The organism is Pseudomonas sp. S04 (assembly GCF_009834545.1).
Lineage (GTDB): Bacteria > Pseudomonadota > Gammaproteobacteria > Pseudomonadales > Pseudomonadaceae > Aquipseudomonas.
On the sequence record NZ_CP019427.1, the window covers coordinates 2,568,802 to 2,590,340 of the forward strand.

The following is a 21,539-nucleotide window of genomic DNA, read 5'->3' on the forward strand; positions in this document are numbered from 1 at the left end:
GGCCTCAGGCTCCCGTCGGGCCGTTGGCCGAGCGCAGTTGCAGCAGTGGTTCGGGCGTGCGGCTCAGGGCGGCGCGTTCGTTGCGAAAGTGCGGCAGGATGTGCTCGCCCAGGCGATAGGCTTCTTCCAGGTGCGGGTAGCCGGCGAGGAAGAACAGGTCGATGCCCAGCGCGTGGTACTCGCGGATCCGCGCCACCACGTTTTCGTAGCTGCCGACCAGCGCGCAGCCCGGCGGGATGCCGATGTAGCCAAAGCCGGTCCAGACGTTGGGGTGAATGAAAAAGTCTTCGAAGTCCTGGGTCTGGGCTTTCTCTGCGAAGTCACTTTCATAGCTCAGCTTGCGCGCGGTGCGCAGCCCGGCATGGGCGGCCACGGCCTTGACCGCACCCTTGGCCAGGCCTTCGTCGAAGAAGCGCTTGGCCTCGGTGCGCGCCAGTTCTTCGGTCTCGCGGGTGATCACGTCGATCGACAGGCCGAAGCGAATGTCGCTGCGCCCGTACTGCAGTGCGCGTTGGCGAATGTCGGCGATCAGCGCGGCGATTTGATCCGGATGCTCGGCCCGCATCAGGTAGAAGTCCGCGTGTTTGGCGGCAAATTCGCGCGCGGCAATCGACGAGCCGGCGGTGCAGATCAGCGGCAGTTCGGCTTTCTTCAAAGGCCCGCGCAGGCCACCACCCTCGGCCTTGTAGAAGCGCCCGTCGTAGTGGAAGTTCTCGTTGTGCCAATAGCCCTTGACCACGTCCATGAACTCGATGGCCCGTGCATAACGCTCATCGTGATCGCTGAAGTCGCCGACCTGGCGCTGGATCGCATCCGAGCCGCCATTGATGATGTTCCACACCAGGCGATTGCCGGTGGCGCGCTGGTAGGTCGCGGCCTGCTGCACCGCGACCCAGGGCGTGTAGTGATAGGGCTGGAACGCGGTGACGAATTTCAACGTACGGGTCTCGCGGGCCAGCAGCGAGCAGACTGTCCATGGCTCTTCGCCGGACGGTGCGTTGACCATCAGTGCGCCGCCAAAGCCGTTGATCTCGGCGGCCTTGGCGATCTGCCCGAGGTAGTCGATGTAGGTGAAGTGATCACCGACACTGAACGCCGACACGGCACCGGTGCTCGGACCGCCGCGGTGCCAGTCGCCACGGTTGCGCGGGTCGCCGGGGAGGAATTGGGTTTCGCCATGCAGGGGCAGGCGGGTGAAGAATTCAATGCTCATGACGAAGGCTCCGGCTTACTGCACGCTGGGGTTGCAGATCGGGGTGACAGGCTGGTCGTTGATCACCTTGTGGGCGAAGGGCACCGAGTCCTTGAGCGACGCGTTGACTGTTTCGCTGTGGCCCAGGCCCTTGTACAGATGGCCCTCGACTACCGAGCCGGTCTTGCAGGCGTCTTGCATCAGTGCCACCTGGGTCGCGGCTGCCGGGGTCTTGTCCTCGGCGCCGGTGCCAATGAAGATCGGCTGGGCCAGTTTCAAGGTCGGGTAGGACACTTGCTTTTGCCAGGCGGCGAGTTGATCGCCCTGGTAGTCCTTCTTCGCATTGGCCGGGGTCAGGCCGACGCCGACCACGTCGCTGACCAGGGACGCCAGGCAACTGGTGCGCGCCTGTTCGAACAGCGGCAGGGCCTTGTCGGTGTAGAAGTCCTTGGGGTTGATGGCCGGGTCGTATTGCTGGGCCGCCAGCAGGGTGTAGAAACCGTAGGCCAGGGACGCATCGACTTTGTTGACGTCCTGCTCGCCGACGTTTTTCGCGCCGACGGTGTAGATCACCCCGGTACCGATGCTGCCCTTGACCCCCAGGTCCGGGGCGTAGGTCGGCGCATAGGCGGCCGAGGCAAAGGCCCCGGCGCCACCCTGGGATTGGCCGACGATCAACACCTTGTTGGCCAGCCCCGGCACGCCGGCGACCACCGCTTTGGCGGCGTCGAGGATGCCGTAGGCGGCCATGCGGTTGTTCAGCAGCGGATGCCCGCCGGGCACGCCGAGGCCCTGATAGTCGGTGGCGACAATCGCGTAGCCCTCATCCAGCCAGCGGCTCAGGTATTGCACGTCGCGGTAGGAACGGCCCTGCCAGGACGGCGCGCAGACATCGGCGATGCCCACGGTGCCGTGGCCCCAACTGGCCACCGGCCAACCACCGGCCGGGGCCTTGCCCTTGGGCAGGAACAGGGTGCCGGAGACCACGATCGGGGTCTTGTTGTCGATACCGTCGGTGGAGCTGTAGAGAATGCGCTGGGCGCTGGCGGCATTGGGCAGGCTCAGGGTTTTTTCCAGCGGCTCGCTGCGCAGTAACTTGCCGGGCGTGGCCGGGATCACTTCCTGCCAGGTGTAGAACGCCGAGACGCGGCCGTCGCCTTGCAGTGGATCGGGCTTGGGCACATGGGTGCCGGCGGCGAGGGCGCTCATGGACAGCGCCAGGACGCTGAGGCCGAAGGTGAAGCGGTGGCTGAGTTTCATCGGGATGTCCTTATCGAAGGTTCAAGGATTACGGGTGACCTGGCCGCGCAGCGCTGGCCAGTAGTCGGTGAGTTGCAGGTCGATCAGCGCCTGGTTGGTGAAGCCGGTGGCCAGCGATGAGCTGATGTCGTAGTTGTCGCGAATCAGCTGGTTGGCCAGGGCGTAGGCGGTGAGGGCCTGGTAGTGGGCCTTGAGTTGCTGGTCGCTTTTCGGCGCCCAGCGCTCTTTCCAGGCCACCGGGTCGTCCTGGTCGTCGCGGCGCAACACACTTTCGGCAGTGCCGGCGCGGGACGAGAGCTGGTAGTAGGCGTCCTGGTTCTGGGTCTGGGAGATCCACCAAGCGGCCTTGACCCAGGCGGTGGCGAGCAGTTGGGTGAGGTCCGGGTGCTGCTGCACGAACAGTTCGGTGCCCCAGAGGTCGGAGATCAGCCGCCAGTCGTTGGCGCCTTGTTTGCTCGACCAGAGAATCCTGCCGACGCCCTTGTCTTCCAGGGCATAGGCTTCGCTGAGCAGGACCGCCGCATCCACTTTGCCGGCGGAGACCGCGGCCGCGCCGACTTGCGGGTTGAGGTTGGCGATCTTGAAGTCGTTGAGCTTGAGGTCCTGGCTGGCGAGGAAGTTGCTGAAGGCGAACTCCCACGGACGGCCACGATGCAGGGCCAGGCGCTTGCCCTTGAGGTCCTCGATGCTCTTGGCGGGCGAGTTGGCCGGCACCACCAGGTAGATGTTGTTGCCGCTGCCGCCGGGCACGATCAATTTGCCCGGCACGCCGCCCGCACCGGCGATCACCGAGGGCAGGTCACCGCGCACGGCGAAGTCGATGCTGTTGTTGCTGAAGCCTTCGTTGATCTGCGGGCCGGCGCCGGCGTGGGGCAGGGCGATCCACTCCAGCTTGATCCCGCGTTGGCTCAGTTGCTGCTCAAGCCAGCCGTCCTCGATGACTCGCCCGGCGATGCCACCGAACACCGGCTTGCCACCCTGGGTGAACGCGACGATGGCGATTTTCACCGAAGCCGGCGCCTGTTCGGCCAAGGCCGTGGCGGTGAGTAGTAATCCGGTCAAGGCGACCAGGCTGTTGCGCCATAAACGTTTCATTGAATTTCCCCCTGAATGACCGCGCCAGCAACAGCGCCTGGCGGTTGCTGACCGGATGTCTGGAGGGACAGAGCAGATAGCATGCCACTGTCGGATAAATGCTCTGCAGCCCTTGCTGGGCAAGGCTTTCGCGGTTTGGCGCAAGGTTCTGGCGCCGGCGTGTTGCTGATGCACCAACAGGTCGGTGCGTGCCTGTTGCTGCTCCAGCAGCAGGGTAGGAGCAATGCTGCGGTATATTCTTTTGTGGAATATATAAAGATTAATTAATAATTTTTTAGTCTAACTATCTTCGTGCACTATTGAACCCGCGCTTTTACTGCCAGGAATGCACCATGTCGCTGATCACTCATCCCCACGCACGCGAATTGACCAAGTCGGTGCGCGCCACCGTGCTGGTCTTCAAGGACCCGCGCTCCCAGGAGTTGCTCAGCCGCATCGAGCGCCTGGCGCCCAGTGAAGCCAACACCCTGATCATCGGCGAGACTGGCACCGGCAAGGAGTTGGTCGCCCGCCACATCCATAACCTCAGCCGCCGTGGCCGCGAACCGTTCGTGGCGGTGAACTGCGGTGCCTTTGCCGAAACCCTGGTGGAGAGCGAACTGTTCGGCCATGAAAAGGGCGCGTTCACCGGCGCCACCAGCAACAAGGCCGGCTGGTTCGAAGCGGCCAACGGCGGCACGCTGTTTCTCGACGAGATTGGTGACTTGCCGCTGAACATGCAGGTGAAATTGCTGCGGGTATTGCAGGAGCGCGAAGTGGTGCGCCTGGGTTCGCGCACACCGATACCGATCAATGTGCGCCTGGTGGCAGCGACCAACGTCAACCTCGCGGACGCGGTGGTGGCGGGGCACTTTCGCGAAGACCTGTTCTACCGGTTGCACGTGGCGACCATCCGCCTGCCACCGCTGCGCGAACGTCCCGGCGACATCCTGCCGCTGGCCGAGTTTTTCCTCGAGGAGCACTGCCAGCGCCTGGGCTACAACCGCGCGACCCTGAGTATCGAGGCCGAACGCAAGCTGCTGGATCACAGTTGGCCAGGCAACATCCGCGAGCTGGAAAACTCCATCCACCATGCCTTGCTGGTGTGCCGTAACCAGCGTGTGGCGCCGGCCGACCTGCACCTGGTGGACATGCGCTCTTCGGGCATTCGCCAGGAGCAGGCGAGTCATGCCCACCCTGCGCTCAGCGGCCCGGTGGACCTGGAGTCGGCGTTGCAGGCGCTGTTCGAGCAGAACATCCCTGATCTCTACGAGCACATCGAAGAGACCATCTTTCGCGCCGCTTACCGTTACTGCCACGGTAACCAGTTGCAGACCGGACGCCTGCTGAACATCAGCCGCAACATCGTGCGCGCGCGGCTGGAGAAGATCGGCGAACTGAACAAGCCGGTGACCTTGGAGGAGTAACCTTGCGCCGAAGAAAAAGCCGGTTGTGGCTGCGTTACCTTTACGTTAACGTAAATGTCGCGTAGCACCCGGCTCGGGTTCTGATGTTCGTTGTGCGCCTGAGTCTTTCGCTCATCGTGGTCATCGATCAAGGACGTCCCATGTCTTCTGGCATCAGTCATTTCCCGGTTCCACATACCCTCGAGCAACTCCCCGCCGACCTGCGCGAGCGTATTCTCGCGGTGCAGGAGAAAGCCGGTTTTGTGCCAAACGTGTTCCTGATGCTGGCCCACCGGCCGGCGGAATTTCGCGCGTTTTTTGCCTACCACGATGCCCTGATGGATCGTGAGTCCGAGAGCCTCACGGCGGCGGAGAAGGAGATGATCGTGGTCGCCACCAGCGCGCGCCACGGTTGCCTGTATTGCGTGGTGGCCCATGGCGCGATCCTGCGCATCTACAGCAAGGACCCGCTGTTGGCCGATCAGTTGGCGATCAACCATCGCACCGCGCCGATTGGCGAGCGCCAGCGGCTGATGCTCGATTTTGCCTTTCACCTCGGCGCCGCTGGCGGCGCGCTCGACGATAGCTGGCGCGAGCGCCTGCAGGCAGTGGGCTTCAGTGACGAGGACATCTGGGACATCGGCGCGGTGACGGCCTTTTTCAGCCTTTCCAACCGCCTGGTGTCCTTGGCCGGAACGCCACCCAACCCGGAGTTCTACCTGATGGGCCGTGTGCCAAGAAGTGCGAAATGAACGTAGTACAAGGCCTTTATAAACGCGTTTATAGGGCCTCGATCAGCCCGCTGAGGCCCGCGCTTGAGCCTCTGGCCAGTACCTGTCGGAGCGCTGATACATTTGCTCACAAGTTGTTTCTGTAGTCCCTGTAGGACTTTTGTATATTCCATAACGTTTACGTAAGCGTAAACAAGCAGTAGAGTGTGCCAGCAGCGCCATAACCAATAAAAACAATCAAGGTTAGAGGGCTCCACATGTCACCAGAGTTTGTCTTGGAAACACGCGGCCTGACCAAGGAGTTTCGCGGTTTTACCGCCGTAGACTCAGTTGATCTGCGTGTGCAGAAGGGCCACATCCACGCCTTGATCGGTCCTAACGGGGCCGGTAAAACCACAGTGTTTAATCTGCTCACCAAGTTTCTCCCGCCGACTCGCGGTGAGATCCTCTACCTGGGCCAACCCATCACCCGCCTCAAGCCCAACGAGATTGCGCGCCTGGGCCTGGTGCGCTCGTTCCAGATCTCCGCGGTGTTCGGCCACATGAGTGTGGTGGAAAACGTGCGCGTGGCCCTGCAACGCAAGCGCGGCGACTCCTACCATTTCTGGAAAGCCGAAAGCAGCCTCGACTCCCTCAATGAGCGGGCCATGCAAATGCTCGACGAGGTGGGCCTGCTCGACTACGCCCACACCCAGACCATCGAACTGCCTTATGGCCGTAAACGCGCGCTGGAACTGGCCACCACCCTGGCGCTGGACCCCAGTGTGTTGTTGCTCGACGAACCGACCCAGGGCATGGGGCACGAGGATGTGAACATGGTAATTGAGCTGGTGCGGCGCGCAGCGGTGGGGCGTACGGTGTTGATGGTCGAGCACAACCTGAGCGTGGTCAGTGAGCTCTCCGACCGCATTACCGTGCTGGCCCGTGGCGCGATTCTGGCCGAGGGCGACTACGCCAGTGTCTCGGCCAACCCGCAGGTGCGCGAGGCGTACCTGGGCAGCGAGGCGGTGGCGGTTGAAGGGGCGCAAGCATGAACGCGCTGCACAGTCCTGAGTTCGAACAACTGCGGGTCAATGACCTGCATGCTTTCTACGGCGAGTCGCACATCCTGCATGGCATCGACCTGCAAGTGCGCCGTGGCGAGTTGGTCACGCTGCTGGGGCGCAACGGCTCCGGCCGCTCGACCACGCTGCGGGCGATCATGAACATGGTCGGGCGTCGGACCGGTTCCATCGTGGTCAACGGCACCGAGACCATCGGCCTGTCGGCCCACTTGATCCCGCGCCTGGGTGTCGGTTTCTGCCCGGAGGAACGGGGCATTTTCGCCAGTCTCAATGTCGAGGAAAACCTGCTGTTGCCGCCGACCGTGCGCAGCGACGGCATGAGCCTCGATGAAATCTACGAGATGTTCCCCAATCTCTATGAGCGCCGTTTCAGCCAGGGCACGCGCCTGTCTGGCGGCGAGCAGCAGATGCTGGCCATGGCGCGGATCCTGCGCACCGGCGCCAACCTGTTGCTGTTGGACGAGATAACCGAAGGCCTGGCCCCGGTGATCGTGCAGAAACTCGCCGAGGTGTTGATCAAGCTCAAGAACAAGGGCCTGACCATCGTCCTGGTGGAACAGAATTTCCGTTTTGCTGCGCCGTTGGCTGACCGCCATTACTTGATGGAGCACGGTCAGATCATCGAGCAGATCAGTGCCGCTGAACTGGACGCCAAGCAGGAACTGCTGCACCGCTGCCTGGGCGTCTGAACCCGTTTTACCCCGCGCATCACGCAGGTCGCCGAGTCTCACGGCTCGACGGCACGGGGCCGCTTTGCCTGGAACAATAAAAATAACTTCGGACAGTGGGTGAACTACATGAAGGTTTTTCAGCACACAGCAAGCGCCATCCTGGTTTCCAGCCTGATCGCCGGTGCGGCGCAGGCGCAGATCAGTGACGACGAAATTCGCATCGGTTACCTGGCGGACATGTCGGGCACCTATCGTGACCTGTCCGGCCCCGGTGGCCTGGAAGCCCTGAACATGGCCATCGAGGATTTCGGTGGGCAGGTCAACGGCAAGAAGATCGTGGTGTTCAGCGCCGATGACCTGAACAAGCCGGACGTCGGCGCCAACACCGTGCGCCAGTGGGTCGATGAGCGCAACGTCGACATGGTCACCGGCATGGTGGCGTCCTCGGTGGTGCTGGCTGCCAGCAAGGTGGTCGAGCAGTCCGGCAAGCTGGCGCTGATTTCCGGCGCAGCGGCTTCGAGCCTGACCAATGAGTACTGCTCGCCCAACCACATCCACTGGACCTATGACTCCTACGCGCTGGCCAACGGTACGGCCAAGTCGGTGCTGGCCGAAGGTGGCAAGAAGTGGTTCATCCTCACCGCCGACTATGCCTTCGGCCATGCGATGGAAGCGGACATCACCAAGGTGGTCGAAGCCGATGGCGGCCAGGTGGTCGGCAAGGTCCGCCACCCGTTCCCAAGCAGCGATTTTTCCTCCTACATTCTCCAGGCCCAGGGCTCCGGTGCGGACGTGATCGCCTTCGCCAACGCCGGCTCCGATACCGTCAACTCGCTGATGACCGCCAGCCAATTCGGCGTCGCGCAGTCTGGGCAGAAGCTGGCCGGCATGGTGGTGTTTCTCAACGATATCCATGCCATGGGCCTGGATGTCACCAAGGGCCTGATGCTGACCACCGGCTGGTACTGGGACATGAACGACGATAGCCGTGCCTGGGCGCAGCGCTACCACAAACGCTTCGGCAAAATGCCGGGCATGGTACCGGCGGGCATCTATTCGGCCACCACCAACTACCTCAATGCGATCAAGGCCACCGGCACCGACGAAGCCCAGGCTGTACGCAAGCAAATGATGGCGACGCCGGTCAACGACATGTTCGCCAAGAACGGCAAGGTCCGCGCCGATGGCCGCATGGTCCACGACATGTACCTGGCCCAGGTCAAGACCCCGGCCGAGTCCAAGGGCGAGTGGGACCTGTACAAGATCGTGCGCACCATTCCTGGCGATGAGGCCTATCGCCCGGAATCCGAAAGCAAGTGCAAGCTGCTGACCAAAGGCTGATCGCGGCGCTGCACATGCTTGTTGCCCGGCTGCTGGCAGCCGGGTGTCACGGATTTCCTGCGAGTGGTGAATCATGACTTTGATTTTTGGTATCCCCCTGAGCGTCATGTCCGGGCAGTTGCTCCTGGGGCTGATCAACGGTGCGTTCTACGCCTTGCTCAGCCTTGGCCTGGCGATCATTTTTGGCCTGCTGCGCATCATCAACTTCGCCCACGGCGCGCAGTACATGCTCGGCGCCTTCGCCGCGGTGATGGGGCTCAACTACCTGGGCGTCAACTACTGGATGGCGCTGGTACTGGCGCCGTTGCTGGTGGGGGTGGTCGGGGTGCTGATCGAGCGCTTCCTGCTGCGGCGCATCGCCGGTGAAGATCACCTGTACGGCTTGCTGCTGACCTTCGGCCTGGCGCTGATCCTCGAAGGTTCTTTCGTCAAGCTGTTCGGGGTGTCCGGTTCTTCCTACCCGATGCCGGAGCAACTCAAGGGCGGCTACAACCTGGGCTTCATGTTCCTGCCGACTTACCGCGCGTGGGTGATTGTCGCGGCGCTGACGGTGTGCCTGGTGACCTGGTTCATGATCGAGCGCACGCGGTTGGGTTCCTACCTGCGCGCCGGCACCGAGAACCCCAAGCTGATGCAGGCCTTCGGCATCAACGTGCCGCTGCTGATCACCCTGACCTATGGCTACGGTGCGGCCCTGGCGGCCTTCGCCGGAGTGCTGGCGGCGCCGATCTATTCGGTGACCCCGACCATGGGCGCCAACCTGTTGATCGTGGTGTTTGCGGTGGTGGTGATCGGCGGGATGGGCTCGATCATGGGCGCCATCGTCACCGGTTTGGCCATGGGCCTGATCGAAGGGCTGACCAAGGTGTTTTATCCAGAGGCGGCCAACACCGTGGTGTTCCTGGTGATGGTGCTGGTGCTGCTGGTACGTCCGGCAGGACTGTTCGGTAAGGAGGCGTGAAGATGACGAGTCTGCAGATCAAGACGGGCGCAACGCGCCTGCAACCCCAGGTGGTGCTGGAACGGCAGCAGGCGGCGACTCGCCGCAAGCGCTGGTTCTACCTGGCCCTGTTCGCTGTGGCACTGGTGGCGCCGATGGCGATCTACCCGGTGTTCCTGATGAAACTGCTGTGTTTTGCCCTGTTCGCCTGTGCCTTCAACCTGCTGCTGGGCTATGCCGGCCTGCTGTCGTTCGGGCATGCGGCGTTTCTCGCCACGGGTGGCTATGTCACCGGCTTTTTGCTCAGTCACTACAGTGGCCTGGGCACCGAGCTGGGGATTCTCGCCGGCACCCTGACCTCGGCGGTGCTGGGGCTGCTGTTCGGCTTGCTGGCGATCCGTCGACAGGGGATCTACTTCGCGATGATCACCCTGGCATTGGCCCAGTTGGTGTTCTTCATCTACGTCCAGGCGCCGTTCACCGGCGGCGAGAACGGCCTGCACGGGGTACCGCGCGGCCAGTTGTTCGGGCTGTTCGACCTGAACAACAACCTGACCCTGTACTACTTCGTGCTGGCGGTGTTCGTGTTCGGCTACGCGGTGATCCAGCGCACCATTCATTCGCCCTACGGCCAGGTGCTCAAGGCGATCCGCGAGAACGAGCCACGGGCGATTTCCCTGGGCTACAACGTCGATGCCCACAAGCTGCTGGCGTTCGTCATCTCGGCGGCGCTGACCGGCCTGGCTGGCTCGACCAAGACGGTGGTGTTCCAGCTGGCGTCATTGACTGATGCGCACTGGCACATGTCCGGCGAGGTGATCCTGATGACCCTGTTGGGCGGTGTCGGCACAGTACTCGGGCCGCTGGTGGGCGCCACTGTGGTGGTGACGCTGCAGAGCTATCTGTCCAACGGCCCGCTGGGGGAATGGGTGCACGTGATCCTGGGGCTGATTTTTGTCATCTGCGTGCTGCTGTTCCGGGTCGGCATTGTCGGCTGGGTACTCAAGCTCAGCCGCCGCAACTTCTAGTAGTAGCTGATTCGCCGCGATTGCTGTCTGGAGCCCGCGCAGGGTGCGCGGGTGCGCTTCACAACAACAATAAAAAAGAGAGCCTTATGTACGTCAAACGTTCTGTCCGTATCGTTCAGTTGTCTGGTATTGCTGGGGTCATCGGGGTGTGCGCGCCAGCATCGGCGGCCTTTGTCGACGACAGCAAGGCCAGTGTGGAAACCCGCAACTTCTACATGAACCGGGATTTCCGCCAGTCCGGCGCTCCGCAAAGCAAGGGCGAGGAGTGGGCCCAGGGGTTTATCCTGCGCATGGAGTCGGGGTACACCGAAGGGCCGGTGGGCGTCGGGATCGATGCCCTTGGGCAGTTGGGGATCAAGCTCGATTCCAGCCCGGATCGTGCCGGGGTCACCGGGCTGCTGCCCCAGGGACCGGTGTCCAAGCGGGCCCCGGATGATTACAGCGAGCTGGGTCTGACCGGCAAAGTCAAGGTTTCGAAAACCACCCTCAAGCTGGGCACCCTGATGCCCAAGTTGCCGGTGCTGGTACCCAACGAATCGCGCTTGTTGCCCCAGACCTTCCAGGGCGGGCAGTTGAGCTCGCTGGACGTGGAGAACCTGTCGTTCAACGGCGGCCGCCTGACTCAGGTCAGCCAGCGCAACTCCAGCAACCGCGAAGACATGACGCTGATGAAGGGGCCGCGGCGCAACATCATCACCGGTGCCAACCCCTTTACCGACCAGTTCGACTTCATCGGCGCCGACTACAAATGGAACAGCGCGCTGACCACCGGGTACCACTATGCGCATCTGGACGATTTGTACAAACAGCACTACCTGACGCTGACCCACACCTTGCCGGTGACGGAGGGGCAGTCGTTGAAGTCCGACCTGCGCTGGTCCAGCGCCACCGATGACGGCAACAGCAACGTCGACAACCGCATGCTGGGTGCCATGTTCACCTACTCGCTGGGGGCCCATGCGTTTGGCCTCTCCTATCAGGACATGAGCGGCGACACCGGCTTTGCCAACGTCAACGGTACTGACCCTTACCTGGTCAACCTGCTGCAGATCAACGACTTCGCCAACCAGGACGAACAGTCGTGGCAGGCGCGTTATGACTTCAACTTCGCCGGCCTCGGTATTCCCGGCCTGACCTTCATGACCCGTTACGTCAAGGGTGATGAAATCAACCTGGGCGCCGCCCCAGGGCAAGGCAAGGAGTGGGAGCGCAACACCGACATCGGTTATGTGATCCAGAGTGGCGCGCTGAAGAACGTCGGGCTCAAATGGCGTAACGCGACTTACCGGTCCAGCTTCGCCAGCGACATCGACGAGAACCGTTTGATCGTCAGCTATACCCTGGCGCTTTGGTAACAGAGGCTGGCGCCTGCAGGGCCTTGCGTATATTTGGCCCTGTAGGAGCAAAGCTTGCTCGCGTGGGGGGCTCTGGGGTGTTGGATCAGGCCGAGTACATATCCATTTCTTCGGTAACGGCCTCCTATGGTTCCGCCTGACGGCGGCTCACTTTTGAACAGCGCAAAAGTAAGCAAAACGCTCTTTCCCGGTATGACTCACCCACATGGGTTACAAATCAGTTCACGCACATAGGTAACAGTTATTAACTGGCATGGTCGATTTCGCGAGGATCTGACCATGCCCTGGAGAGAGCTGAAACCTATGGATCGAAAAGTGATGTTCATCGCTGCCTATCTGGCGGACAAACACACCTTCAGCAAGCTGTGCAGTGACTACGAGATCAGTCGAAAGACTGGCTATAAATGGGTCGAGCGATACAAAGCTGAAGGGCCTAGTGGGCTTGAGGAACGCAGCCGTTGCCGGCACAACCAGAGCTACGTGGTGCCTGTCGCTGTTAGGCAGGCAATCATCGAGCTTCGGTCTATCGGAGAAACAACTCCAGGGCCTAAGAAGATCCAAAATGACTTGCTCAAGCGCTTTCCCGATCAGGATCCGCCGTCAAAAACGACCATCTACAACATCCTTAAAGCAGCCGACTTAATTACGCCGCAGCGTGTACGACGGCGTGTCGCGGTCTATCCCAAACCTTTGAGCAAGGCAGAAAAACCTAATCAGCTCTTTAGCGCGGACTACAAGGGCCAGTTTCTGACGGGCGCCGGAGTTTGGTGCTATCCACTGACGATCATGGATCACGCCAGCCGTTTTCTACTGGCCTGCCAGAGTATGTCCAGTACCAATCTGAAGGAGACCCAACAGACCTTTGAGCGAGTTTTCCGCGAGTACGGGTTGCCGGAGCGTATTCGAACTGACAATGGTGTGCCATTTGCCAGTACCGGCCGTGCCGGGCTGTCGCAGCTGTCGATATGGTGGCTGCGACTAGGGATTATTCCTGAGCGAATTGAGCCTGGCCGTCCGGACCAGAATGGGCGTCACGAACGCATGCACCGAACGCTGAAAAGTACCTTGCCTCAACCGCCCGCCATTCCTTGGGAGGCTCAGCAGAGACAGTTTGACCGCTTTATGCAGCACTACAATTATGAGCGGGGGCACGAGGCGCTTGACCAGAAAACGCCTGCTTCCTGCTATTCACCCTCGACTCGGACTTACCCGGAAAAGTTGCCTGAAATGGGGTATGCGAGCCACGTGGAGTGTTACCTGGCTGATAGTAATGGAATCATTAATCGAGCAGGTCTGCGGATTTATATAGCCAATGTGCTTAAGCATCAGACCATTGGAATGGAGATGATCAGTGATGATGTGTGGGAGGTGATATTCGGTCCGGTAATCCTAGGCCGGGTCTATGCTAGAGAGGCAAAGAACGGGTACGTGTCGATAAAAGTGTTACCTATGTAAAGGTACTTTTTTGTAACCCATGTGGTTGTCCCGTACATTCCCCACCACTCGGTGCCTCGCTTAGGCTCGGCATGCCCGTACTCCGACATTGATTTGGGGGGCCGCCGCAATGGGCCCTCCCTGGCCCAGTGCGGCTAAACCGGCGTCCTGCCGGTTTACCCCCCAAATCAATATCGAAGTACGGCCAGCGTGGTTAACGGGGCGCCCAGGATCAAAAACAAAGCGAGGCGGCCTAAAAGCCGACCTGATCACTGCGGCATGCGCGGTGTGGCTTCTACTTCCTAAGACGCTGACGAAGTCAGCCATCTTTTGATCTGGCTCTGGCTCTGGCTCTGGCTCTGGCTTTTGATCCTGGGCGCCCCGTTAACCACGCTGGCCGAACGCAGGCTTGAATCCGTGGGTAACCCGGCAGGACGCCGGGTTAGCCGCCCCGCGCCATGGATGGCGCGTGGCGGCGGCCCACGGATTCAAGCCGGAGTGAGGGCACACCGAGCCCAAGCGAGGTGCCAAGTGGTGGGGCAAGAGCCTTTTGCTTACTTTTGGGCTCCTCCAAAAGTGAGCCGCTGTAAAAGCGGAACCATAGGTGGCCGTTACCGCAAAAATGGATATGTACTCCGCCTAATCCAACACCACCCCAGAGGCCGCCACGCAAGCAAGCTCCCTCGCCACAGGCCGCTACAAGGTTGTGTAGATACCTATGGCCATCGCGGGCAAGCCGCAAGCGGGCGCCGCAAGCAGGCGCCGCAAGCAGGCGCCGCAAGCGGGCGCCCGCTCTCACATTAATCCAGGTCGTTCGCAGATTATCCATACACCCGCCAAACCTGTGGAGCCGTCAGGCGACGTTGGCTTGTAGTGGGGTGTTGTCGGCCAGGATGCGTTCGATGGCGCCGACCAACAGGCTGTGCAGCAGGCGGTCGCGCTCGCGGGGGGGCAGGGGGTGTTGGCCCAGCCAGCCGGGGGCGCTGTTGAGCAGGGAGGCGATGGTGTGTCCGGCGGCCAGCAGGGCTTGGTCGCCGAGTCGGATCGCGGGGCAGAGCATGCGCATCAGTTGTTGCTCGTAGCGTTGCTGTAACTGACGGACGCGCACTTGCTGGTCATCGTTCAGGCAACTGCTGTCGCGCTCCACCAGGCGAAAGTGCCAGGGCATGTCCTGATGCAGTTTCAGGTGTGCCTGGATCAGCGGCAACAGGCGGTCCTGGGAGGTGCGCGAGCGCCGTTCGATGCGGGTGAGGGTGGCCAGCAGTTCTTCGTAGAATTCTTCGATCAAATCCAGCAGCAGGTGCTGTTTGCTCGGGTAGTGGTGATACAGCGAACCTGGGGTAAGCCCCAGGTACGCCGCCAGTTCACGCATGCCGACCTGGCCAAAGCCCTTGCTGGCGAACAGCTCCAGGGCCTTGTCCCGGCTTTGGGCAAAGCGCGAGCAGCGCTCAGTCGTAGACATGGAAGCCGCGTCCGGTCTTGCGACCCAGGTAGCCGGCCGCGACCATTTCCTTGAGCAACGGGGCCGGGCGGTACTTGCTGTCGTTGAAGCCGTCGTAGAAGGCTTGCATGATCGCCAGCAAGGTATCCAGGCCAATCAGGTCGGCCAGGGCCAACGGGCCGATCGGCTGGTTGCAGCCCAGGCGCATGCCGGCGTCGATGTCTTCGGCACTGGCCAGGCCTTCCTGCAGCACCAGCACTGCTTCGTTGATCATCGGTACCAGGATCCGGTTGACCACAAACCCCGGACGGTTGCCCGCGGTGATCGCGGTCTTGCCCAGGCGCTGGGCCATGTCCAGGGCCAGGGCGTGGGTCGCGTCGCTGGTCTGCAGGCCACGAATCACCTCGATCAGCGCCATCACCGGCACCGGATTGAAGAAGTGCAGGCCGATGAACCGCTCGGGGTGGCTGACGCTGGCCGCCAACTGGGTGATCGACAACGACGAGGTGTTGGAGGCAATCACGCACTCGGCGCTGACCTGGGCCGCAGCTTGTTGCAGCAGGCGCAGTTTCAGCTCTAGGTTCTCGGTCGCGGCCTCGATCACCATCTGCACGCCGTGCAGGCTGGCGTAGTCGGTGCTGGTGCGGATCTGCCCCAGGGCCGCGAGTTTCTGTTCCTGGCTCAGGCTGCCCTTGGCTACCTGGCGATCGAGGTTCTTGCCGACGGTGGCCAGGGCCTTTTGCAAGGCGCTCTCGGCGATGTCGATCAGGGTCACCTGCAAGCCTGCCACCGCGCAGACCTGCGCGATGCCGTTGCCCATGGTGCCGGCGCCGATCACGCCGATGTGCTGCAGATTCATGTCGATGTCCTTGCTCATACGCGTTCGAACAGCACGGCGATGCCTTGGCCGCCGCCGATGCACATGGTTGCCAGGGCGTAACGGCCCTGCACGCGGTGCAGTTCGTGAATGGCCTTGGTGGCGATGATCGCGCCGGTAGCGCCTACCGGGTGACCGAGGGAAATCCCCGAACCGTTAGGGTTGACCTTCGCAGGATCGAAGCCCAGTTCCTGCGCCACGGCACAGGCCTGGGCGGCGAATGCTTCGTTGGACTCGATCACGTCCAGGTCAGCCACGGTCAGGCCGGCGCGCTCGAGCACCAGGCGGGTCGCGGGAATCGGACCCAGGCCCATCATCGACGGCTCGACACCGGCGTGGGCGTAACCCACCAGCCGCGCCATCGGCTTGAGACCTTGTTCCTGCACGACTTTGCCGGTGGCCATGATCAGTGCGCCGGCACCGTCGTTGAGGCCCGAGGCGTTGCCGGCGGTGACGCTGCCGTCTTTCTTGAATGCCGGCTTCATGCGCTCCAGCTGTTCGCTGCTGACGTCGCCGCGCACGTGTTCATCGGTGGCAAAGGTCACGGTGCCTTTGCGGGTAGCGATCTCGATCGGCACGATCTGCCCCTCGAAACGCCCTTCGGCGATGGCGTGGGCAGCGCGCTGCTGGCTGAGCAGGGCCAGTTGGTCCTGGGCCTGGCGGCTGATGCCGAAATGCTCGGCGATGTTCTCCGCGGTGATGCCCATGTGGATCCCGGCGAATGGGTCATGCAAGGCGCCGAGCATGTAGTCGATGCCCTGGATATCGCCCATGCGCGCGCCCCAACGTGCCTGCGGCAGCAGGTAGGCGCCACGGCTCATGGATTCCACGCCACCGGCCATTGCCGCGCCGGCGTCACCGAGCATCAGGCTCTGGGCGGCACTGACGATTGCTTGCAGGCCGGAACCGCACAGGCGGTTGACGTTGAAGGCCGGGGTTTCCTTGGACAGGCCGGCGTTCATCGAAATCACCCGGGAGATGTAAGCGTCGCGGGCTTCGGTCGGGATCACGTGGCCCATCACGGTGTGGCCGATGTGCTCGGGAGCCAGGCCCGAGCGCTCGATGGCGGCGCGGCACACGGCGGTGCCCAGGTCGATCGGCGAAACGTCCTTGAGGGAACCACCAAAACCACCGATGGCGGAACGGACGGCGCTGAGGACAAAAATATCGGAAGGCTTCATGAATGTTCCCTGGGTATCGTGGGCAGCGCGCGGCTCACGTAATATGGGCGGCGCTGGAGGAGGCTGGTTTATGGCGCTGAGTCTAGAGTCAGCCGCGCCGCGGCGCCTATGCCAAAACTGCGCAAGGGTGGTGGCGTTTTTTGCCATGTTCAGATGATCGGGAGCCAGGGAAATACATGCGGGAGACGGATTCGGTAGCGGTGTACTTCGTGTACCCGATGATCCAGGCCTTGCGCGCGGACCCACAGCGCCTGCACGCGGTGCTGCGCCAAGTGGGGATCGATCCGCAACTGCTGGAGCAGCCGGCGGCGCGGGTCCCGGCCTCGGCGTTTGCCGCGTTGTGGCTGGCGCAGATTGGTGAGTTGCAGGACGAGTTCTTCGGCCTCGATTCCCACGGCATGCCACCCGGCAGCTTCGCCCTGATCTGCCGGGCGCTGATCCAGGAGCCGACCCTGGAAAAAGCCATGCGCCAGTGCCTGGCCAACTTTGCCCTGTTCCTGCGGGACTTTCGCGGCACCCTGACGGTGCGCGGCAAACGCGCGCTGATCAGCCTGCAGACCCAGGCGCAAAGCGTTGAGCTGGCGCGTTTTGGTGAAGAGACCTTCCTGGTGCTGATGATCAGCCTGCTGTGCTGGCTGGGCGGACGACGGATCGCCATCGACCGCGCCGACTTCCAGCACCCGCGTCTGTCCCTGGACGACGATGCCTTGCTCTGGGGCGCTAACCTGACCTTTGGCGCGGCACGCACGCAAATCGAGTTCGACAGCCGTTTCCTGCAACTGCCGGTGACCCAGGACCTGGCGTCGCTCAAGGCGTTTTTGCGCAGTGCCCCGCAATGGCTGGTGATTCGCTTCCGCAACCAGCACGGCCTGGCGGCGCAGGTCCATCAGCGGCTGCGCAACAGCGATTACAGCCAATGGCCGACTCTGGAAGCCTTTGCCCGCGAGCAACACCTGAGCCCCAGCACCGTGCGGCGCAAGCTCGAGCGCGAAGGCTGTGCGTTCCAGGAGATCAAGGACGAGGTGCGCCGCGCGGTGGCGATTGAACAATTGCGCCGCACCCAGGCCAGCATCACCACGATTGCCGAGCAGATCGGCTTCCAGGAGCCCAGCGCGTTTCACCGCGCCTTCAAGAAGTGGACGGGGGAAAGCCCGGGGCGTTATCGGGCACGGTTCCAGGGTGCGCAGGCGTTGCCGGCGGTGGACGAGCATGACCGGTGATCGTCTCGGCTGAGTAATCCAGCATGCCCTGGGCGTTGTTCAACTACTGTTGAAAGTCGCCATGATTGGGGAGTGCCTGTGATGAATAACGTGATTGCCGATCTGATTCTGCACAACGGTCGCCTGCACACAGTGGATCGGGCCAAGCCCCGGGCCAGCGCGGTGGCGATCAAGGACGGGCGGTTCGTGGTGGTCGGCAATGACGCCCAGGCCATGGCCTTGCGCGGCGCGGGCACCCAGGTGGTCGACCTGCTGGGGCGCACGGTGATCCCCGGGCTCAACGACTCGCACTTGCACTTGATCCGTGGCGGCCTGAACTACAACCTGGAATTGCGTTGGGAAGGGGTGCCGTCGCTGGTGGACGCCTTGCGCCTGCTCAAGGACCAGGCCGAACGCACACCAGCCCCGCAGTGGGTACGGGTGGTGGGTGGCTGGAACGAATTCCAGTTCGCCGAAAAACGCCTGCCGACCCTCGACGAATTGAACAAGGCCGCCCCCGATACGCCGGTGTTTGTCTTGCACCTCTACGACCGCGCCTTGCTCAACCGCGCGGCCTTGCGGGTGGTGGGCTACGACCGCAATACGCCGAACCCGCCCGGCGGCGAGATCGTGCGTGACGCCAATGGCGAGCCGAGCGGCATGCTGGTGGCTCGGCCCAACGCGATGATCCTCTATTCGACCCTGGCCAAGGGGCCGAAGCTGCCCATGGAATACCAGCTCAACTCGACCCGCCAGTTCATGCGCGAGCTCAACCGCCTCGGGGTCACCAGCGCGATCGATGCCGGCGGTGGTTTCCAGAACTACCCGGACGACTACGCGGTGATCAACGAGCTGGCGGCCAAGGATCAACTGACCATCCGCATCGCCTACAACCTGTTCACCCAGAAACCCAAGGAGGAGCTCAACGACTTCAAACACTGGACCGCCAGCGTCAGCCTGCACCAGGGCGATGATTACCTGCGCCACAACGGCGCCGGGGAAATGCTGGTGTTCTCGGCGGCTGATTTCGAGGACTTCCTCGAACCGCGCCCGGACCTGCCCTTGACCATGGAGCAGGAGCTGGAGCCGGTGGTGCGGCATCTGGTGGAGCAACGTTGGCCGTTCCGCCTGCACGCCACCTATGACGAATCGATATCGCGCATGCTCGACGTGTTCGAGAAGGTCAATCGGGATATACCGTTCAATGGCTTGCCGTGGTTCTTCGATCACGCCGAAACCATCAGCCCGAAAAACATCGAGCGGGTGCGGGCGCTCGGCGGCGGCATCGCGATCCAGGATCGCATGGCGTTCCAGGGCGAGTACTTCGTCGAACGCTACGGCGCCAAGGCCGCCGAGCTGACCCCGCCGATCCAGCGCATGCTCGCCGAAGGCGTGCCGGTGGGGGCGGGCACCGATGCCACGCGAGTGTCGAGCTACAACCCCTGGACCTCGCTGTACTGGATGGTCAGCGGGCGCACGGTGGGCGGGCTGGCGCTGTATCCGCAAGGGCTGCCCCGGGACACCGCGCTGGAGCTGTACACCCACGGCAGTGCCTGGTTCTCCTCGGAGCAGGGCAAGAAAGGGCAGATCAAGGTCGGGCAACTGGCGGACCTGGTGGCGCTGACGGCGGACTATTTCACGGTCGAGGACGAGGCGATCAAGTGGATCGAGTCGCTGCTGACGGTGGTCGGTGGCAAGGTGGTGCACGCGGCGGGGGATTTTCAGCGGCTCGCGCCACCCACCTTGCCGGTGACCCCGGACTGGTCGCCGGTGGTCAAGGTCCCGGGGCATTGGCGGCCCACTGCACCGCTGCAAACCCAGGTGCACCGGTGCAGCGGACCCTGTGGCGTGCATGCCCATGGCCACCAGCGCGCGCGGCTGTCGAACGTCCCGGTGAGTGATTTCCAGGGATTCTGGGGCGCCTTCGGTTGTTCGTGTTTTGCCTTTTGAGACGTGGCCAGCGATTGCGCTAATGAAAATTATGCTGTAGTTTTTCATGAAATTATAAAAATATAATTTCATGGGTAGACAAATGTTTCAGCAATCCACACAACATGTCGCCAGCTACTACGCCCACAGTTGCGCCGATCGATTGCTGGAACGACCGGTGTTTGCGGGCGAGCAGGACACCGAGGTGGTGATCATCGGTGCCGGTTTCAGCGGCCTGCACACCGCGTTGCGCCTGGCCCTGGCCGGCAAGCGCGTGACGGTGCTGGAAGCCAGCCGGGTGGCCTGGGCCGCGTCCGGACGCAATGGCGGCCAGGCGATTCTCGGCTGGTCCTGCGACATGCCACCCCTGGAAGCGGCGCTCGGCCATGAGCGCGCGCGCCGCCTGTGGGACAGCATGCGCTGGGCCGCCCGGGAGTTGCGTGAACTGCCAGCGCGCCACGGCTTCGACTGTGACTATCGCCCCGGGCATTTGTGGACCTCGGTCCTGCCCCGGCGGGTCAGCCTGTTGACCGAGTGGCAGCACGAGGCCAGCCACAAGTGGGGTCACGATGGCCTGCAATTCATCCCCCGCGAACAGTTGCCGCAGTGGGTCGCCAGTGAGCGTTACCAGGCCGGGTTGTTCGATCCCGAAGGCGGGCACCTGAACCCGTTGAAACTGGCCCTGGGCCTGGCCGCCGCCATCGAAAGCGCAGGCGGTCGCATCTACGAGCAAAGCAAGGCCCTGAGCTACCGCCAGGTGGGCGATCGTTACGTGGTCGAGACCGAGCAGGGCAGCTTGCGCGCCGATGTGCTGGTGCTGGCCTGCAATGCCTACCTCGATCGTCTCGATCCGCAGTTGGCCAGTTGCGTGTTGCCGGTGGGCACCTACCAGGTCGCCACCGCGCCGCTGGCGCCGGCACTGGCCAGGGCGTTGCTGCCGGGCAATGTGTGCGTCACCGACAACCAGTTTGTCCTCGATTATTTTCGTCGTACCCCGGACCACCGCCTGCTGTTCGGTGGCGGCTGCACCTACCTGGGCGGCATGCCCAGGGACATCGACGCGGCAACCCGGCCGTTTCTCGAGCGGGTGTTCCCGCAGTTGCAGGGCGTCGAGCTGGAGTACGCGTGGGGCGGGCACATCGACCTGACCCTCAAGCGCACCCCGGACATCGGCCGGCGCGGCGATCTCTACTGGCTGCAGGGCTATTCGGGACACGGCGTGTTGCCGACCCTGGCCGCCGCACGCGCGGTGTCGGCGGCCATCCTCGGCCAGACCGACGAGTTAGCCCTGTACCAAGGTCTGCAAAACGATAGCTTTCCCGGCGGAAAATACCTGGCCGCGCCGCTGGAAGCCATCGGCAAGGCCTGGTACCGACTGCGCGACAGCATTTGATCAATCCTCTTCCGGAATTCCAG

General features: G+C 62.6%; 18 protein-coding genes. 12 read left to right on the plus strand and 6 right to left on the minus strand.

Annotated features, from left to right (window positions below):
* Positions 1 to 4: 4 nt before the first annotated feature.
* Genes PspS04_RS11490 through PspS04_RS11500 form a run of 3 tightly spaced genes read right to left on the minus strand, consistent with a single transcriptional unit; the run spans position 5 to position 3,547 of the window.
* Positions 5 to 1,213, minus strand: coding sequence for an LLM class flavin-dependent oxidoreductase (locus tag PspS04_RS11490; RefSeq protein ID WP_159995306.1), 1,209 nt, complete (start codon positions 1,211 to 1,213; stop codon positions 5 to 7).
* A 15-nt stretch (positions 1,214 to 1,228) separates the two neighbouring features.
* Positions 1,229 to 2,452 carry a lipase family protein gene (locus PspS04_RS11495; protein WP_159995308.1) on the minus strand — a complete coding sequence of 408 codons (1,224 nt, stop codon included), beginning with the start codon at positions 2,450 to 2,452 and terminating at the stop codon, positions 1,229 to 1,231.
* A gap of 21 nt (positions 2,453 to 2,473) precedes the next feature.
* Complete coding sequence (locus tag PspS04_RS11500) at positions 2,474 to 3,547, minus strand: ABC transporter substrate-binding protein (RefSeq protein WP_095169923.1); 1,074 nt, start codon at positions 3,545 to 3,547, stop codon at positions 2,474 to 2,476.
* 332 nt (positions 3,548 to 3,879) lie between these two features.
* Between PspS04_RS11500 and PspS04_RS11505 the strand changes: the two genes are divergently transcribed.
* From PspS04_RS11505 to PspS04_RS11545, 9 genes are all read left to right on the plus strand, one after another.
* A complete protein-coding gene (locus PspS04_RS11505) occupies positions 3,880 to 4,953 on the plus strand; it encodes a sigma-54 interaction domain-containing protein (protein ID WP_159995310.1) in 1,074 nt (357 codons plus the stop codon).
* Between the two features lie 140 nt (positions 4,954 to 5,093).
* Positions 5,094 to 5,684, plus strand: coding sequence for a peroxidase-related enzyme (locus tag PspS04_RS11510; RefSeq protein WP_159995312.1), 591 nt, complete (start codon positions 5,094 to 5,096; stop codon positions 5,682 to 5,684).
* 236 nt (positions 5,685 to 5,920) lie between these two features.
* Positions 5,921 to 6,697: an ABC transporter ATP-binding protein gene (locus PspS04_RS11515; protein WP_159995314.1), complete on the plus strand. Its 777-nt coding sequence runs from the start codon at positions 5,921 to 5,923 to the stop codon at positions 6,695 to 6,697.
* Positions 6,694 to 7,416 carry an ABC transporter ATP-binding protein gene (locus tag PspS04_RS11520; protein WP_159995316.1) on the plus strand — a complete coding sequence of 241 codons (723 nt, stop codon included), beginning with the start codon at positions 6,694 to 6,696 and terminating at the stop codon, positions 7,414 to 7,416. The genes PspS04_RS11515 and PspS04_RS11520 overlap by 4 nt, the downstream gene beginning before the upstream one ends.
* A 108-nt stretch (positions 7,417 to 7,524) precedes the next feature.
* On the plus strand, positions 7,525 to 8,739 hold the full coding sequence (locus PspS04_RS11525) for an ABC transporter substrate-binding protein (protein ID WP_095169929.1): 1,215 nt from the start codon (positions 7,525 to 7,527) through the stop codon (positions 8,737 to 8,739).
* Positions 8,740 to 8,812: 73 nt separating this feature from the next.
* Positions 8,813 to 9,700 (plus strand): branched-chain amino acid ABC transporter permease, encoded by an 888-nt coding sequence (locus tag PspS04_RS11530; RefSeq protein WP_159995318.1) that lies wholly within the window; start codon positions 8,813 to 8,815, stop codon positions 9,698 to 9,700.
* Between the two features lie 2 nt (positions 9,701 to 9,702).
* Positions 9,703 to 10,707, plus strand: a complete 1,005-nt coding sequence (locus PspS04_RS11535) for a branched-chain amino acid ABC transporter permease (protein WP_095169931.1) — start codon at positions 9,703 to 9,705, stop codon at positions 10,705 to 10,707.
* An 86-nt stretch (positions 10,708 to 10,793) separates the two neighbouring features.
* Positions 10,794 to 12,062, plus strand: coding sequence for an OprD family porin (locus PspS04_RS11540; protein ID WP_159995320.1), 1,269 nt, complete (start codon positions 10,794 to 10,796; stop codon positions 12,060 to 12,062).
* A 279-nt stretch (positions 12,063 to 12,341) separates the two neighbouring features.
* Positions 12,342 to 13,517 (plus strand): integrase core domain-containing protein, encoded by a 1,176-nt coding sequence (locus tag PspS04_RS11545; RefSeq protein ID WP_159993658.1) that lies wholly within the window; start codon positions 12,342 to 12,344, stop codon positions 13,515 to 13,517.
* Between the two features lie 832 nt (positions 13,518 to 14,349).
* Here PspS04_RS11545 and PspS04_RS11550 read toward each other — a convergent pair.
* Genes PspS04_RS11550 through PspS04_RS11560 form a run of 3 tightly spaced genes read right to left on the minus strand, consistent with a single transcriptional unit; the run spans position 14,350 to position 16,995 of the window.
* On the minus strand, positions 14,350 to 14,958 hold the full coding sequence (locus tag PspS04_RS11550) for a TetR/AcrR family transcriptional regulator (RefSeq protein ID WP_095169634.1): 609 nt from the start codon (positions 14,956 to 14,958) through the stop codon (positions 14,350 to 14,352).
* Positions 14,945 to 15,796 carry a 3-hydroxybutyryl-CoA dehydrogenase gene (locus tag PspS04_RS11555; RefSeq protein ID WP_095169739.1) on the minus strand — a complete coding sequence of 284 codons (852 nt, stop codon included), beginning with the start codon at positions 15,794 to 15,796 and terminating at the stop codon, positions 14,945 to 14,947. The genes PspS04_RS11550 and PspS04_RS11555 overlap by 14 nt, the downstream gene beginning before the upstream one ends.
* A 14-nt stretch (positions 15,797 to 15,810) precedes the next feature.
* Positions 15,811 to 16,995 carry an acetyl-CoA C-acyltransferase family protein gene (locus PspS04_RS11560; protein WP_159995322.1) on the minus strand — a complete coding sequence of 395 codons (1,185 nt, stop codon included), beginning with the start codon at positions 16,993 to 16,995 and terminating at the stop codon, positions 15,811 to 15,813.
* A gap of 176 nt (positions 16,996 to 17,171) precedes the next feature.
* On the opposite strand from PspS04_RS11560, the gene PspS04_RS11565 reads away from it, so the two are divergent.
* From PspS04_RS11565 to PspS04_RS11575, 3 genes are all read left to right on the plus strand, one after another.
* On the plus strand, positions 17,172 to 18,215 hold the full coding sequence (locus PspS04_RS11565) for an AraC family transcriptional regulator (protein WP_159995324.1): 1,044 nt from the start codon (positions 17,172 to 17,174) through the stop codon (positions 18,213 to 18,215).
* A 90-nt stretch (positions 18,216 to 18,305) separates the two neighbouring features.
* Complete coding sequence (locus PspS04_RS11570; protein WP_159998792.1) at positions 18,306 to 20,144, plus strand: amidohydrolase; 1,839 nt, start codon at positions 18,306 to 18,308, stop codon at positions 20,142 to 20,144.
* Positions 20,145 to 20,226: 82 nt separating this feature from the next.
* Positions 20,227 to 21,516 (plus strand): NAD(P)/FAD-dependent oxidoreductase, encoded by a 1,290-nt coding sequence (locus tag PspS04_RS11575; RefSeq protein ID WP_159995326.1) that lies wholly within the window; start codon positions 20,227 to 20,229, stop codon positions 21,514 to 21,516.
* Positions 21,517 to 21,539: the final 23 nt, after the last annotated feature.

What these genes read in the sequence shown, in the direction of transcription:
- PspS04_RS11545 (WP_159993658.1), top strand. Translation starts at nt 12,342, where the DNA reads ATGCCCTGGAGAGAGCTGAAACCTATGGATCGAAAAGTGATGTTCATC.
- PspS04_RS11510 (WP_159995312.1), top strand. Translation starts at nt 5,094, where the DNA reads ATGTCTTCTGGCATCAGTCATTTCCCGGTTCCACATACCCTCGAGCAA.
- PspS04_RS11520 (WP_159995316.1), top strand. Translation starts at nt 6,694, where the DNA reads ATGAACGCGCTGCACAGTCCTGAGTTCGAACAACTGCGGGTCAATGAC.
- PspS04_RS11555 (WP_095169739.1), bottom strand. Translation starts at nt 15,796, where the DNA reads ATGAATCTGCAGCACATCGGCGTGATCGGCGCCGGCACCATGGGCAAC.
- PspS04_RS11540 (WP_159995320.1), top strand. Translation starts at nt 10,794, where the DNA reads ATGTACGTCAAACGTTCTGTCCGTATCGTTCAGTTGTCTGGTATTGCT.
- PspS04_RS11505 (WP_159995310.1), top strand. Translation starts at nt 3,880, where the DNA reads ATGTCGCTGATCACTCATCCCCACGCACGCGAATTGACCAAGTCGGTG.
- PspS04_RS11515 (WP_159995314.1), top strand. Translation starts at nt 5,921, where the DNA reads ATGTCACCAGAGTTTGTCTTGGAAACACGCGGCCTGACCAAGGAGTTT.
- PspS04_RS11535 (WP_095169931.1), top strand. Translation starts at nt 9,703, where the DNA reads ATGACGAGTCTGCAGATCAAGACGGGCGCAACGCGCCTGCAACCCCAG.
- PspS04_RS11575 (WP_159995326.1), top strand. Translation starts at nt 20,227, where the DNA reads ATGTTTCAGCAATCCACACAACATGTCGCCAGCTACTACGCCCACAGT.
- PspS04_RS11550 (WP_095169634.1), bottom strand. Translation starts at nt 14,958, where the DNA reads ATGTCTACGACTGAGCGCTGCTCGCGCTTTGCCCAAAGCCGGGACAAG.
- PspS04_RS11525 (WP_095169929.1), top strand. Translation starts at nt 7,525, where the DNA reads ATGAAGGTTTTTCAGCACACAGCAAGCGCCATCCTGGTTTCCAGCCTG.
- PspS04_RS11560 (WP_159995322.1), bottom strand. Translation starts at nt 16,995, where the DNA reads ATGAAGCCTTCCGATATTTTTGTCCTCAGCGCCGTCCGTTCCGCCATC.
- PspS04_RS11490 (WP_159995306.1), bottom strand. Translation starts at nt 1,213, where the DNA reads ATGAGCATTGAATTCTTCACCCGCCTGCCCCTGCATGGCGAAACCCAA.
- PspS04_RS11565 (WP_159995324.1), top strand. Translation starts at nt 17,172, where the DNA reads ATGCGGGAGACGGATTCGGTAGCGGTGTACTTCGTGTACCCGATGATC.
- PspS04_RS11495 (WP_159995308.1), bottom strand. Translation starts at nt 2,452, where the DNA reads ATGAAACTCAGCCACCGCTTCACCTTCGGCCTCAGCGTCCTGGCGCTG.
- PspS04_RS11530 (WP_159995318.1), top strand. Translation starts at nt 8,813, where the DNA reads ATGACTTTGATTTTTGGTATCCCCCTGAGCGTCATGTCCGGGCAGTTG.
- PspS04_RS11500 (WP_095169923.1), bottom strand. Translation starts at nt 3,547, where the DNA reads ATGAAACGTTTATGGCGCAACAGCCTGGTCGCCTTGACCGGATTACTA.